13 protein-coding genes are annotated in these 15066 nt (G+C 43.9%); 8 read left to right on the forward strand and 5 right to left on the reverse strand.

From position 1 onward, the window contains the following. Positions 1 to 270: 270 nt before the first annotated feature. The 6 genes from ubiG (at position 271) to JMA39_RS12800 (ending at position 7013) form a co-directional block, all read left to right on the forward strand. On the forward strand, positions 271 to 981 hold the full coding sequence (gene ubiG / locus JMA39_RS12775; protein WP_202722238.1) for a bifunctional 2-polyprenyl-6-hydroxyphenol methylase/3-demethylubiquinol 3-O-methyltransferase UbiG: 711 nt from the start codon (positions 271 to 273) through the stop codon (positions 979 to 981). After that, a complete protein-coding gene (locus JMA39_RS12780; RefSeq protein WP_202722239.1) occupies positions 974 to 1657 on the forward strand; it encodes an HAD family hydrolase in 684 nt (227 codons plus the stop codon). Before ubiG ends, JMA39_RS12780 begins: the two co-directional genes overlap by 8 nt. 449 nt (positions 1658 to 2106) lie before the next feature. Continuing rightward, a complete protein-coding gene (gene nrdA / locus JMA39_RS12785) occupies positions 2107 to 4395 on the forward strand; it encodes a class 1a ribonucleoside-diphosphate reductase subunit alpha (RefSeq protein ID WP_202722240.1) in 2289 nt (762 codons plus the stop codon). A 72-nt stretch (positions 4396 to 4467) separates the two neighbouring features. Next, entirely contained in the window at positions 4468 to 5598 is a 1131-nt protein-coding gene (nrdB, locus tag JMA39_RS12790; RefSeq protein ID WP_202722241.1) for a class Ia ribonucleoside-diphosphate reductase subunit beta, read from the forward strand. Next, positions 5567 to 5950, forward strand: a complete 384-nt coding sequence (gene yfaE / locus JMA39_RS12795; protein WP_202722242.1) for a class I ribonucleotide reductase maintenance protein YfaE — start codon at positions 5567 to 5569, stop codon at positions 5948 to 5950. Before nrdB ends, yfaE begins: the two co-directional genes overlap by 32 nt. A 175-nt stretch (positions 5951 to 6125) precedes the next feature. After that, entirely contained in the window at positions 6126 to 7013 is an 888-nt protein-coding gene (locus tag JMA39_RS12800; RefSeq protein ID WP_202722243.1) for a hypothetical protein, read from the forward strand. Positions 7014 to 7170: 157 nt separating this feature from the next. On the opposite strand, the gene JMA39_RS12805 is transcribed toward JMA39_RS12800, so the two are convergent. Next, complete coding sequence (locus JMA39_RS12805) at positions 7171 to 7533, reverse strand: NirD/YgiW/YdeI family stress tolerance protein (RefSeq protein WP_202722244.1); 363 nt, start codon at positions 7531 to 7533, stop codon at positions 7171 to 7173. A gap of 292 nt (positions 7534 to 7825) precedes the next feature. Beyond that, on the reverse strand, positions 7826 to 9841 hold the full coding sequence (locus tag JMA39_RS12810; RefSeq protein WP_202722245.1) for an NADPH-dependent 2,4-dienoyl-CoA reductase: 2016 nt from the start codon (positions 9839 to 9841) through the stop codon (positions 7826 to 7828). A gap of 155 nt (positions 9842 to 9996) precedes the next feature. Between JMA39_RS12810 and sppA the strand changes: the two genes are divergently transcribed. Both sppA and ansA read left to right on the forward strand, forming a co-directional pair. Continuing rightward, the gene (gene sppA, locus JMA39_RS12815; RefSeq protein ID WP_202722246.1) at positions 9997 to 11838 is read left to right on the forward strand and encodes a signal peptide peptidase SppA; all 1842 of its coding nucleotides are present in this window, start codon (positions 9997 to 9999) and stop codon (positions 11836 to 11838) included. 308 nt (positions 11839 to 12146) lie between these two features. Next, entirely contained in the window at positions 12147 to 13163 is a 1017-nt protein-coding gene (ansA, locus tag JMA39_RS12820; RefSeq protein ID WP_202722247.1) for an asparaginase, read from the forward strand. A 78-nt stretch (positions 13164 to 13241) separates the two neighbouring features. Here the strand turns inward: ansA and JMA39_RS12825 are convergent, their stop codons facing one another. Genes JMA39_RS12825 through JMA39_RS12835 form a run of 3 tightly spaced genes read right to left on the reverse strand, consistent with a single transcriptional unit; the run spans position 13242 to position 14993 of the window. Next, on the reverse strand, positions 13242 to 13523 hold the full coding sequence (locus tag JMA39_RS12825; protein ID WP_202722248.1) for a YeaC family protein: 282 nt from the start codon (positions 13521 to 13523) through the stop codon (positions 13242 to 13244). Next, positions 13520 to 13837: a zinc ribbon domain-containing protein gene (locus tag JMA39_RS12830; RefSeq protein WP_202722249.1), complete on the reverse strand. Its 318-nt coding sequence runs from the start codon at positions 13835 to 13837 to the stop codon at positions 13520 to 13522. The genes JMA39_RS12825 and JMA39_RS12830 overlap by 4 nt, the downstream gene beginning before the upstream one ends. 28 nt (positions 13838 to 13865) lie before the next feature. After that, positions 13866 to 14993 carry a M14 family metallopeptidase gene (locus JMA39_RS12835; protein WP_202722250.1) on the reverse strand — a complete coding sequence of 376 codons (1128 nt, stop codon included), beginning with the start codon at positions 14991 to 14993 and terminating at the stop codon, positions 13866 to 13868. Positions 14994 to 15066 lie beyond the last annotated feature (73 nt).

The raw sequence follows: 15066 nt of genomic DNA on the forward strand, positions 1-15066 counted from the left end.
ATCCCCTGAAATTTAGCGAGCTATTTCTTTTTCCTAAAATAGCTAAGCTTGAAAACGTGATTTGGCATTCTAACACAGTTATTTAATGGCGCTAGACCCAAATATCGATTCATTTTAAATAACCAGATAAACTCAATTCACTTGATTAAAATCAAGGCATAGGCGCAATAATCCACCACATTGTTCCACAAAATCATAACTTGTTTGTTTCTTGCCACTATTCATTATAATCTGGGCTAAATACGGATTTGTCACTGTGAGGTAATTAAAGTGCAAACACATAACAATGTTGATCCACAAGAGATCGCGAAGTTTGAAAAGATGGCCGCTACTTGGTGGGATCCTAAAGGCGAATTTAAGCCTCTGCACAACTTAAATCCATTACGCCTTAATTATATCGATCAAACCGCTGGTGGCATTTTCGGTAAACAGGTACTGGATGTCGGTTGCGGTGGCGGTATTTTATCTGAAAGCATGGCAAGACTCGGCGCCCATGTCACTGGCCTCGATATGGGGGAAGAGCCTTTAGATGTTGCCAGACTCCACGCTTTAGAAACTGGGGTAGAGATTAACTACATTAAGAACACCGCCGAAGCCCATCGAAATGAACATCGTGGCCAATATGATGTCGTGACCTGTATGGAAATGCTTGAGCATGTCCCTAACCCAAGTTCAGTTATTCAGGCTTGTGCAGATATGGTCAAACCCGGTGGTTATGTTTTTTTCTCAACCATTAACCGTAACCTTCGTGCCTATATTGAGACGGTTTTAGGGGCTGAGTATCTATTAAAGATGTTACCTATTGGCACCCACGATCATAATAAGTTTATCAGGCCATCCGAGCTCATTAATTTAGCCGAACATTCCGAGCTTTTCTGTCAAGATGCCGTGGGGATCACCTATAACCCCATTACAGATATCTTTAGATACACCAAGAGTCTTGATGTGAACTACATGATTGCTACGGTGAAACATGACTAAGGCGGAAGCATTTAACATTAAAGGCGTGTTATTCGATCTCGATGGCACGCTCGCCGATACCGCGCCGGACATGATTGAGGCGCTAAATATCAGTTTAGAATCTCGGGGGCATCCTCGCGTACCGTTCGAGCAGATCCGTGCCAGTGCTTCACATGGCAGTATCGCCATGATTAAGGCTGCACTTCCTAATATTGACGAACAGAACACTGCTGTCATGCAACAGCTACTGTTTGATAACTATGAATTGATAAACGGTGATGACTGCAGTCTATTTGAAGGACTAGATAGGCTACTGGACACACTCCAGCGACTCTCCATTCCTTTTGGTGTGGTGACCAATAAACCTGCACGATTCTCAAGACCACTTCTAAATAGGCTTGGGCTAACGGCAAACATGCCGGCAGTGATCAGTGGCGATACCACCCTATATGCTAAACCCCATACGGCACCGATGCTTTTAGCTGCCCAACAACTGAATGTTTTACCCGAACATATTCTTTATCTAGGCGATGCTGAGCGCGATCTCGTCGCAGCAAAGGCGACAAATATGATCTCAGGCCTTGCCCTATGGGGTTATATTAGTCACGAAGACGACATCCATAGCTGGCCAGCGGATCTCAGCTTCGAAACTGGCGATCATTTGGCCGATTTTTTCAACATCGCACAGCAAGCTTAAAAGCGTTGCAATAAAAATCTGAGCAGTGTTTAAGCAATAGCTAAAACTGGTTCCCAAGTCATCAAAATGATCTGTTTAGATCGCTCAACTAAGTGGCGATCTCACAGATCATTTTTATCTGTTTAAATAATCTTGCATATTAAGGAAGTCAAAGCAAAACAAGCCTTAGCGGTTAGCCGTTACTAACAGGTTCAATTATCCTCAAGATATCCACAACTTGTCCCCTAAATTCCCACTTGCAAAAAACCAAGAACCTCACTATCTTGTAGCTATTGAATCTCAAAACACCATATATAGTGTGTGAGTGACAAAGTTAGGCACTATTTAGTCGTTTGTGTCAACAAAAGGAACTCTCCGGTTTTCGGTTAAAATCTGTTTGTTTACAGGGAAACGTACGGTGTACCTAAACAGGTCACTTTCATAAATATAAAAACCAAGGTTTATCGTTAATGAATAGCAATATGACAGTCACCAAGCGTAGTGGCGAACGTGAAATTATCGATCTCGAGAAGATCCATCGCGTTATTGAATGGGCGGCAAAAGGACTCAACAACGTCTCTGTTTCTGAAGTTGAGCTACGCTCACACCTACAGTTTTTCGACGGTATTCCGACTGAAGCCATCCACGAGACTATCATTAAAGCCGCAGCGGATCTGATTTCACCAGAATCACCCGATTACCAGTTCCTGTCTGCACGATTAGCTATCTTCCACTTGCGTAAGAAAGCCTTTGGTCAATTTGAGCCGCCTAAGCTATACGAACATGTTGTTAAGCTGGTTGAGTTAGGCAAGTATGATTCGCATATCCTTGAAGATTACAGCCGTGAAGAGCTCGACATGCTCGATAGCTATATCGATCACTGGCGTGATATGAACTTCTCTTATGCCGCGGTTAAGCAGCTAGAGGGTAAGTATCTGGTTCAAAACCGTGTTAGCCACGAGATCTATGAAAGTGCCCAATTCCTTTATATCTTGGTTGCGGCTTGCCTATTCGCTAAATATCCAAAAGAGACGCGCCTGAAATACGTTAAAGATTTCTATGACGCAACTTCGACTTTTAAAATTTCCCTGCCTACGCCAATTATGGCTGGTGTACGCACGCCTACACGCCAGTTCAGCTCATGTGTACTAATTGAGTGCGGAGACAGCTTAGACTCGATAAATGCTACAGCTTCATCGATCGTTAAGTATGTGTCTCAGCGTGCTGGTATTGGTGTCAATGCGGGCCGTATTCGCGCTCTGGGCAGCCCTATTCGCGGCGGCGAAGCATTCCACACCGGTTGCTTACCTTTTTATAAATATTTTCAAACTGCGGTTAAGTCGTGCTCTCAAGGCGGCGTACGCGGTGGTGCTGCGACCCTCTTCTATCCAATGTGGCACTTAGAAGTTGAATCACTATTAGTCCTTAAGAACAACCGTGGTGTTGATGATAACCGTATTCGTCATTTGGACTATGGCGTACAAATTAACAAGGTGATGTATCAGCGTCTAATTCAAGGCGGCATGATCAGCCTGTTTAGTCCATCTGATGTTCCAGGTATGTATGATGCATTCTTCGAAGATCAAGAGGAGTTTGAGCGTCTCTACCTTAAATATGAAGCCGACAACAGCATTCGTAAGAAGCAAATTAAGGCGGTAGAGTTATTCTCGCTAATGATGCAGGAGCGTGCCTCAACTGGGCGTATCTACATTCAAAACGTCGATCACTGCAACACTCACAGTCCATTTGACTCTAAAGTTGCACCAGTCCGACAGTCTAACTTGTGCCTAGAGATCGCCTTGCCAACTAAGCCGTTAAATAATATTAACGACCCTGATGGCGAAATCGCACTTTGTACGCTTTCGGCACTTAACTTAGGCGCGATTAAGAAACTTGAAGAGCTAGAACCATTAGCCGACCTTGCAGTACGTGCGCTCGATAATCTATTGGATTATCAAGATTACCCAATCATCTCTGCGAAGAAAGCATCGATGAACCGCCGTACGCTTGGTATAGGTGTAATTAACTTTGCAAACTATCTAGCTAAAGAAGGTGTTCGCTACTCAGACGGCTCAGCCAATAGCATTACTCATAAGACATTCGAAGCGATTCAATACTACCTATTGAAAGCGTCTATGAAGCTTGCTCAAGAGCAAGGTGCATGTCCAGCGTTCCACGAGACCACCTATGCGAAAGGTATTTTACCTATTGATACCTATAAGCGTGATCTTGACAAAATTTGTGATGAGCCATTACATCTTGATTGGGAAACGTTACGTGAAGAGATCAAGACTCACGGTCTTCGTAACTCAACGCTTTCTGCGCTAATGCCATCAGAGACCTCTTCACAGATCTCTAATGCAACTAACGGTATCGAACCACCTCGCGGTCTGATCAGCGTTAAGGCGAGTAAAGACGGTCAGCTAAAGCAAGTGGTACCTGACTTTGAAAAATACCAGTATAGCTATGAGCTATTGTGGCAAATGCCTGGTAACGAAGGTTATTTACAGTTAGTCGGTTTAATGCAGAAATTCGTCGATCAGTCGATTTCTGCCAACACCAACTATGATCCTACCCGTTTTGAGGGTGGCAGAGTACCTATGAAGGTACTATTGAAAGACCTGTTAACCGCTTACAAATATGGTGTGAAGACACTTTACTATCACAATACTCGTGATGGAGCTTCAGATAGTCATGACGATATCACTGCCATTGAGAAAGAAGATGACAGTTGCGCTGGCGGCGCATGTAAGATCTAACCCAAGATATTAATCATTAGTATTAAACGTTAATTTAAGGGGGCCTCGCCCCCATTATCGGAAGATAGAAAAATGGCCTATTCTACATTTTGTCAAACACCTAATAATGCACTGCTTGAGCCAATGTTTCTTGGGCAGTCAGTTAACGTCGCACGTTACGATCAACAAAAGTATGAAGTATTCGAAAAGCTGATCGAAAAGCAACTTTCCTTTTTCTGGCGCCCGGAAGAAGTCGATGTTAGCCGTGATAAAATCGATTATGCGGCACTGCCTGAGCATGAGAAGCATATTTTCATCTCAAACCTTAAGTATCAAACACTGCTTGATTCAATCCAAGGCCGTTCACCAAACGTTGCCTTCTTGCCTTTAGTCTCATTGCCAGAACTAGAAACCTGGATTGAAACATGGTCGTTCTCAGAAACGATTCACTCGCGCTCATACACTCATATTATTCGTAATATCGTTAACGATCCTTCAATCGTGTTTGATGATATTGTGCAAAACGAAGAGATCTTAAAGCGCGCAAGTGATATTGCTAACTACTACGACCATCTGATCAAATTGAGCCAGGCCTATCATCTAATGGGCGAAGGCCGACATGAGATTAATGGCGAAGTAGTTGAAGTCACTAAACGTGAAATCAAGAAAGCGCTCTATCTATGTATGATGTCGGTTAACGTACTAGAAGCGATCCGTTTCTACGTCAGCTTCGCATGCTCGTTTGCGTTCGCAGAGCGCAAGGTGATGGAAGGTAACGCAAAAATTATTCGTCTTATCGCTCGTGACGAAGCGCTTCACCTTAACAGCACTCAGCATATTTTGAAGATCATGCAAGGTGGCAAAGACGATCCTGAAATGGCTGAAATTGCCAAAGAGTGTGAACAGATTGCTATCGATATCTTCGTAAAAGCCGCTGAGCAGGAAAAAGAGTGGGCTAAATACCTATTCAAAGACGGCTCGATGATCGGTCTTAACGAACACATCCTTTGTCAGTATGTTGAATACATTACCAACGAGCGTATGAAAGCGGTGAACCTAGCATCACCTTATGAAGAGAAGAGCAACCCACTACCGTGGATGAAGAACTGGTTAGAGAGTGATTCTGTACAAGTTGCGCCACAAGAAGTAGAAGTGTCTTCTTACCTTGTGGGTCAAATCGACTCTTCTATCGATGACGATGAGTTTTCAGACTTTGACCTATAAGCCACAGGACTTTAGTCAAGCAAGCTTTAAGAAGGCTCCGATTGTGAGCCTTCAAGGCATGCCTGTGTTGCTATTTAATCAGCAACACTTAACCTTGCTTGAGGCGCTTGAACAAAAGCGAGTAAAGATATTCTCTGAATGCCGCAGTGGCTATTGTGGCCAGTGCAAGACAAAAGTAAAGACAGGTAAGGTCAGCTATATCCGTGAGCCACTTGTCACATTAGAAACTGATGAGTGCCTCCCCTGCTGCTGCATTCCCGATGGGGATATTGACTTGGCGCTTTCAGCAAATGGTGCTGAGATGGTGGTACGCGTGCCTGACGATAAATCAGCGATTACCAAAGGGATTTAGTTACATCTAAATATAACGTGTTGACTAGCTTAGCCGTTTACCCATCAGGGATATTGGCACTTAACATATCGATATCCCTCACTTTTCTGCAATAAAAAAATCAAAGTCAGCCGAAACGAGCATTTCTTACTCTGCTGGGTATAATAACCGACAAAAGGATTTAATGAAGGTTAGTATGCAAACAGACAATTCAACACAGCTTTTATCCCTATTAAACAACGTCACCATCATAGGTAATGCAAAAGGAGATTGGCAACTTCCGCCAACTGGCGTCACCTTCATTTTTAACGGTACAAAGTCACTCAGCCAGCCCGATTCAAAAAACAGTGCGCTTATCAATATCAGCAATGGCCCATTTGCTGGCTCCCAGTGCCCTTTTGTGGTGTCAGCTCCTTTTACTGATAATGAGTTGCAGGCATTAACTCGGCAATTGATTGAGATAGCAGAGTCATTAGAAAAAGAGCTTAACTGTTGGCCATCAACAGGACTGGTAACTACTGTATTGATGGCAAACGTTGCGGATCAGTTAGACGTGAAGCGTATGTCGCTATTGCCAAGTCTTAAACGGGAATTGACCATGGCAACGGATGTTCACTTACCTTGCATGGTTCACAATTGGCTCGGAGAGCGTCGTATTGCATTAGGTTTACCTAACAACAAGCTTAACTGGCCTGAGTTGATTTTAGCCCAACCAGATGCATTTCAAGAACTAGACAATAATGCTGAGCTAAATAAGGGTCAATACATAGATCAATGCCCTTTTATATTACTTAAACAATTGCGCGAACAAACAGTGTCCAAATTGAACCAAGATAAGAAGCAACGGGAAACAAACCTAATGTTACTGAATTATTTAGCGACAAGTCCCATCGAATCCTGGATACATCGCTCAACCCAAGAAAAGCTTCTAGAATGCGAACTCATGTTCTTTAATCAAACCCCTGAACAAACAAGCTCTTATTGGTATTTAGTTGATAATCAAGCCTCTCAATATTTAGATGGTATTAGACACCGACTGGCATATTGCCAGCAAGTTACCGCAACAGAACAACTGATGCTCTAACACTTATTAGAAAGTGCTCCTGTTAAACTACAGATCTCATCCTAAAAATTGAAAACAAAAAGACCAGTAGCAAATACTACTGGTCTAATAGATTTATTAAATTAGCTTGGAACTTACATTGCAAAGCCCAATCATTACAACCTAAGTCAATACACTGCTATTTTGCTAATTTAACCGTATCTACATCAATTTGTGTGTAAGACCAGCTGCTATCGACCTCACCTTCTAGCACGACCTTGGTTTCAGGAGTCGCTTCAACGCCATTCCAGTCACGATCATCAATTTCAACGATGACTTCTCCGGTCTCATCTTTAAACTTGTAAGCTTCATCACCCAAGCTAGCCACGATGTAACCCGTTAATACGACAGGCGTGTCATCCTTGGCATCTAAAGCAACTGCAACTGTTTTCACACTGACATTACTAGGGCCAATGAAACCGCCCTGTGGCTCACTTGTTTGAGCTGCGAATACACTTGATGATGCAAAGATTAATGCACTTACTAATAATACTTTTCTCATGTCATTATTTCCTCTATGAATTAATACTGTAGTACATACTACTTTTCGTGCTGGATATTATGTTGAAACCATAATAGACCGAGCGTGAAGGAAGTGTGAATTTTTACTTTGAATATAGACTAATTAGCTGTTGGGAAACAAGATCTCTGCTTCTGTCGAATAGACTGGCCCAAAAAATCAATTTGACACCAAACTTAATAGCATCAGAAATCGCATCACAATAAAAATGGCCAATAAAAAACCTGCTCAGTCAAAAACTAAAGCAGGTTTTCTGATTGTTCAAACTTGGTGCTTAGAGTGCGATAGCTAACTCCGCACCTTGACGGATAGCGCGTTTAGCATCGAGCTCGGCAGCCACGTCTACGCCTCCAATAAGATGGACAGGAATGCCGGTAGACTTCATCTCATCTACAAGCTCAGTATTTGATACTTGGCCAGCGCATAAGATGACATTATCGACATCAAGCACCTCGGCTTTGCCCTCTACCTTAATATGTAAACCTTGCTCATCAAATTTCTCGTAGCTGACGCCCGTTTTCATCACGACTTGATGTTGCTTCAGCACTGAACGATGGATCCATCCAGTCGTTTTACCTAAGCCCTTACCCATCTTGGTCGTTTTGCGTTGCAGTAAATACACTTGGCGATGCTTTTCTTCCGCCGCAGGCTCAGTCAAACCACCAGGTTCTTTATAGTCTTTATCAATTCCCCACTGTTTTAACCAGCGGTTTAGGTCGAGCGTTGAAGACTCAGACTCACATAGGAAATGAGCCATATCGAAACCAATACCACCCGCGCCAATAAGTGCAACCTTTTGGCCAATTTGTACTTCGCCAGTCAGAACCTTTTGATAATCGACCACCCTTGGATTGTCAAAACCGGGTAAATCGATAGGCCTTGGTTTAACGCCAGAAGAGATCACGATGTCATCAAACTTCTCATCACGGACGACACTAGCATCGAGACGAGTATTTAAACGCAGCTCCACCTTATGCAGTTTTATTTGATTGAGGAAATAACGAATGGTTTCGTTAAACTCCTCTTTACCCGGTATTTTGCGTGCAAGGTTAAACTGGCCGCCCACTTCCGCTTTAGCCTCAAACAGCACTACCTCATGGCCACGACTCGCAGCATAGATAGAGAATGCCATTCCAGCAGGACCCGCACCCATCACCGCGATTCGCTTCTTGTTTTGTGTCGGAGTAAAGTTAAGCTCAGTTTCATAACACGCTCTTGGGTTAACAAGACATGTAGCGCGTTTTAGTGAGAAGGTGTGGTCAAGACATGCCTGATTACAACCAATACAGGTATTGATAAGCTCCGGCGTGTTGGCTGCAGCCTTATTTACAAACTCAGGATCGGCGAGGAATGGACGAGCCATCGACACCATATCCGCCTGACCCGATGAGATAATATGCTCGGCGATTTCTGGTGTGTTAATACGGTTAGTCGCGATCAGCGGAATTGACATCTCTTTCATCAGTCGCTCAGTTACCCAAACAAATGCGCCGCGCGGCACACTCGTGGCAATCGTCGGTACCCTTGCTTCGTGCCAGCCAATACCGGTATTAATAATGGTAACACCTGCCTGCTCAAGCCATTTGGCGAGTTGAACCACCTCTTCCCAAGTGGAGCCATTATCCACAAGATCAAGCATCGACAGTCTAAAGATAATAATAAATTCAGAGCCGACCTTAGCCCGAATTTGTTTAACAATCTCGAGCGGGAACTGGGCGCGATGTTCAAATTCTCCTCCCCACTTATCGGTTCGTTTATTGGTACGTGAGCTGATAAATTGATTAATCAAATAACCTTCGCTGCCCATCACTTCGACACCATCATATCCCGCCTTCTTAGCTAAAGCCGCGCTGGTGGCATAGTCCTTAATCGTGCAAGCGACCTGCCTTGTCGACATCGCCGAAGGAGTAAACGGGGTAATAGGTGATTTTATCTTACTCGGTGCGCTTGAAAACGGATGATATCCGTAACGTCCTGCGTGCAGTAACTGCATGCAGATCTTACCGCCAGCCTCATGCACAGCCTTTGTCACTATCGTGTGTTTCTTTACTTGCCAAGGAAAACTCAGTTGGCAGGCATTCGGTGCTAGGCGACCACGTAAATTAGGTGATATGCCACCGGTAACGATTAAGCCTACGCCACCCAGTGCGCGTTCTTTATAAAACGCTGCCAGTTTCTCAAAGCCGCCCTTTTCCTCTTCTAAACCAGTGTGCATTGATCCCATCAATACGCGGTTTTTTAACTGAGTAAATCCCAGATCTAAGGGTTCTAATAAATGCGGAAACGACATTCAAACATCCTTTTTAAACAAGTGATTCAATCCAGCATACCCTGTGTAAAGAATAAGCTCAATAAGTGTATGAATAGATTCCTTTACAATTGAGTTTTCCTTTCAAGCAAGATTTCAGTTAGCATTATGGCAACTACGCTATATAGGAGTGGCAGATGTCCACTAAACCCTCAATATTTAAAAGGATGTTCCTCCTTATTTGGAATACCGTCAATGGACTAAGGAAGCTTTTTCTTAATCTGATTTTCTTTGGCGTGATTGCCGTTATCATAGTGAGTCTCACAGCAGACGATGGTATTAAAGTGGAAGATGGCGCCGCACTAGTACTGAATCTTTCAGGGGTTATTGTTGATCAAAAGCGCCAAGTCGACCCTATTGAAGCGGCGATGAAAAGTGGCGGGGAAGCTGACGGAAGTGGTGAGATCTTGCTTTCAGACGTGTTATTAGTCATTAACAATGCAGCATCTGACAAGCGTATCAGTCAAATAGTGTTAGATCTTGACATGTTACAAGGCACTGGGATTAGTAAGCTGCAATCGATTGGTAATGCTATCGATTCATTTAAAGCGACAGGTAAAACAGTGGTGGCAAACGCGAACTGGTATGGGCAAAACCAATACTTTCTTGCCAGCTTTGCCGATAAAATTTATTTAAACCCTCAAGGCAGTGTTGAGATTGAAGGCCTAGGCCGCTACCGCCTCTATTTTAAGTCTGCATTAGAGAAGTTAAAGATCAATGCTCACGTCTTCAGAGTGGGGACATTCAAATCTGCAGTGGAACCTTTTATCCGCGATGATATGTCTGATGCGGCGAAAGAAGCGAATTTAGTGCTATTGAACGATCTATGGCAAAGCTATGCCGATACCGTCTCGGCGAATCGCGGCATCGATAGTGACACCTTGGCGCTGAGTGCTAATGATTATCTGGCCCAACTTGATAGAGCCGGTGGTAACTCATCAGAGATGGCACTTAATATGAAGTGGGTTGACGGGCTAAAAACTGCTGAAGAGTTTAGGCTTTCCATGGTTGACGCTGTTGGTAAGTCTACCGATGGAGATTCTTTTAAGCATATCGACTTTTATGATTACCTATCTATCGCTAAGACCTTCCCTTCTTTATCACTTAATGACAAAGTCGGTATCGTTGTCGCCAAAGGGAATATCCTTAATGGCTCACAACCTGCAGGCCAAATTGGTGGAGAGAGTACCTCTAAACTGCTCAGAAAAGCCCGCTTTGATGACTCAGTTAAGGCGGTCGTGCTTCGTGTCGATAGCCCTGGTGGTAGCGCTTTTGCGTCTGAGCAGATCAGGCAAGAAGTGCTAGCATTAAAAGCAGCCAACAAGCCGGTGATTGTCAGTATGGGCAGTTACGCCGCATCGGGTGGATATTGGATCTCGGCCAGCGCCGACTATATCTACGCAACGCCAACGACCCTTACTGGCTCTATTGGGATCTTCGGTATGGTAACGACTTTTGAAGAGTCTCTTGCCAGTATTGGGGTATACACCGATGGTGTCGGCACTTCTGAATGGGCGGGCTTCTCAGTTACTAAAGGCCTCACACCTCAAATAAAGGAGATAATCCAGCGTCATATCGAGCGTGGTTACCTCGACTTTATTTCGCTTGTGGCAAAAGAGCGAGATATGACACTTGATTATGTTGATGACATTGCACAAGGTCGAGTTTGGACAGGCCGTGAGGCACTTGAGCTGGGTCTTGTGGATGATTTAGGTGAACTTCAAGATGCAGTAACTAAAGCTGCAGAAATGGCGTCACTCGACTCCTTCGATACCGAGGTGATTGAGCGAGAGCTATCGCCTCAAGAACAATTCATTCAAGAGGTATTTGCTTCAGCGGCAAGCTATCTGCCACAGAGTTTAGCTCAGTCTAGCGTACTTGAATCTGTGCTAGCACAATGGTCTGGTGTGATAGAGGAGTTTAAAGCGTTTGACGATCCAAATGGCGTTTATCTCTACTGTGATACCTGCAATTACTAACCCTCATTTAAGATAGCGGTTAGTAAAATAAGCAAGCCCAGCAAACGCTGGGCTTTTTTATTGTAAAACAGCCAGCTACTTCAGCTATCACTAATCATGATGCTAAACATGTAGCTTGTAGCAAGTTTGCTACATCTAGTTTCAACCCCGTAATCTACCATTTAGAATATTTAACGTGTTAGCTTACCGGAACCACATTTTTGTGCGCCTTACAGGGGATTATTACGCCTTATTACCTGCACCTATATTCAGTTTGGGTATATAATCTCTGCATCGTGATTTAAACCAGAACTAAAATACAAAATCAAATGACTAAACGATCTATCTATGTAGCCTACACTGGCGGTACCATTGGTATGCAAAAGACCGAACACGGTTTTGCCCCTGTTGCCGATTTCCTTACTGGCTGCGTCAAAGCAATGCCTGAGTTTTACCATGAAGAGATGCCTGATTTTGTAATAAGTGAATATACACCGCTGATTGACTCGTCAAATATGAAGCCGACTCATTGGCAGATGATCGCCGATGACATTAAGGCCAATTATGACAAGTATGATGGCTTTGTGATCCTTCATGGTACTGACACCATGGCATTTACCGCTTCAGCCCTCTCCTTCATGTTACAAGGCTTACAAAAGCCAGTCATCGTTACCGGTTCGCAAATCCCCCTCGCTCAGCTTAGATCAGATGGTCAAACCAACCTACTCAATGCCCTGTATATTGCAGCCAACTACCCTGTTGCCGAAGTTTGTTTGTTCTTCAATAACAAACTCTTTCGTGGTAATCGTACGACAAAAGCTCATGCTGATGGCTTCAATGCCTTTGCATCGCCCAACTTCCCACTGCTGTTAGAGGCTGGAATTAAGATCCGTTGGCACGCAGGTAAGCGCGCCGTAATAGATCCTAATTTGCCACTCAAAATCGCCAAGATCAGTCCTCAGCCAATTGGTGTTGTAACACTCTACCCAGGAATTAACACCGAGATCTTTGCTAATATTCTTCAGCAACCAGTTAAAGCCCTTATCTTATTAACTTTTGGTGTTGGTAATGCGCCACAGACTCCTGAGTTACTAAAAACGCTAAAAGATGCCCACGAACGCGGCATCGTACTGGTTAACCTAACTCAATGTATGCAAGGTCGAGTCAATATGGACGGCTATGCAACAGGCAATGCTCTTGCTGAGGCCGGTGTGATTAGCGGCTATGATATGACAACAGAAGCGGCGCTGACTAAACTGCACTACTTATTGTCTACCGATTTGAATCCAGAAGAAATTCGTGCAGCAATGAAGCGCTCTATCGCTGGTGAGCTAACATCAGATTAATTATCACAAAATAAAAGCCCGCAACGGTAATAATCGTCGCGGGCTTTTTATTCGTATAAAGAATCCTGATATCAGTAATTAAAGCTCTTCTTGCTTAAACTCAGCAATAGATTCACCTTTAAACTGCTTTTTTAGCTCAGACTTAGTCAGTTCATTGACCTGACCTTCACTGTTGATGGTGAAGTGATCGGTCTGCTTCAGTCTTCTCGCTTGATAGAGCATCACCACTTGTTGAGTCGATGCACGCTGCTCAGCAGTTAATACGGTACCATCTTCCCATTTACCCAGTTCAACGGCGCTCAGTAGACGTTGATAAACCTCTGTGGGCATTTCATCGATAACTTTATTAATGTCGGTCATACTTTCTTCCGTTTATGCAAAACGATCTGGATTCGAGTTATTAAGTAGCCAACAAAACCCAGTGAAAAAGCACCCACTGCAACATTGGCTCGCAAGCCTTCAGCGGGTTCTCCCCCCCAAAACCAAGTCACTACGCCACCAATAAACAGGGTCAGCGCTAAAAAGCTCTGATTCATTAGCTGATTCGAACGCTTAATATGGCTTATCACTTTATGGCTCTCATTATCCGACGATATACTCGCCTTACAATATGAGCACTCTTTCGCCATACTCGAAATACGTTTATTACAGCTAGGACAATTAACTAATGCCATTGGCTACCTCTTAGTTTATCCCAATCACTTATTTAAGTTTATCAATCACTGCGTTCATTGCAATTAATGAGGCTTCACCCAGATAAATACAACGTTCTGGTGACCAGCCAGCCATTAGATCAGGCATGTTAGCATTGTCTTTGAACGGCATCTCTAGAGTATTTGAGAGGCAACCAAAGGTATGAGCGACCCAGTTCGAGGCCACGGTTAAGTTAGCTTGGCCAGGCTGGTCTTTATCGTAACCAAATTCATCTTGGAAATCGGGGCTCGCCATCAACAGCGCATCGACAAATGCCTTTTGCATCGCAGTGTCTTTTTCGCTAAAGGCTGGAACGCCTTCGCAACCCGCTAAGAATACGTACGGTAAGCCTTCATCACCGTGCACATCGTAGAAAAGGTCGACACCAGTCTCTTTCATCTTATTAACCACGTAAAGCACTTCAGGGCTCTTCTCTAGCGAAGGCGTCTTCCATTCACGGTTAAGGTTGGTTCCCACGGCATTGGTACGCAGGTGACCACGTGCACTTCCGTCAGGGTTCATGTTTGGTACGATATAGAAGTTTGCTTTGTCTAGCAGCGCTTTAGCCGTTGGACAATCACTATCAAGCAGATTGTTTATCAGGCCTTCAACCAACCACTCAGCCATGGTCTCACCTGGATGCTGACGGGCTGTGATCCAGATATTGGCTTTATCTTCATCACCATCACCAATTTTTACTAAGGTCATATCACGACCATCTAAGGTTAGACCTAAGTGTTCTAGACTGACTTGAGGGTGCACTTGAACGGCAGCTAATAGATCTTGGTGACGCTCGTAACTGTATGGTGCAAAATAGCTAATCTGAATCGCATCACAGTCTAAATCGACTTGAATCGTCAGCTTCCCCTCTTTGTACTGGGTCGGCAGTCTAAACCAGTGCTGTCTGTCGTACGTCGCTACCGCTTGATAACCTTCCCAACCTTTAGTGTAAGAAGCTTTGTCTGCATTAACGATGTTAAGTGTGTACTGGTTACCCACCACACCTTCTAGTTTAAAGTTAAACCACTGAAAGAATTCACCGCCTTCATCGGGACGGATCGCTAGCTGCACATCATCTTTATTATCTAAATTGATAACTTCGATATTTCCACTATCAAAATTCGCGGTAATACGCATAACACTTCCTTTTACTTTGCTTATACGATTTGACTCTTACGGTTTGCCGCGCAAACAAGTCAACTGTCGATCT

Origin of the sequence: Shewanella schlegeliana (assembly GCF_016765635.1) — a bacterium.
In the GTDB taxonomy this organism is placed as follows: domain Bacteria; phylum Pseudomonadota; class Gammaproteobacteria; order Enterobacterales; family Shewanellaceae; genus Shewanella; species Shewanella schlegeliana.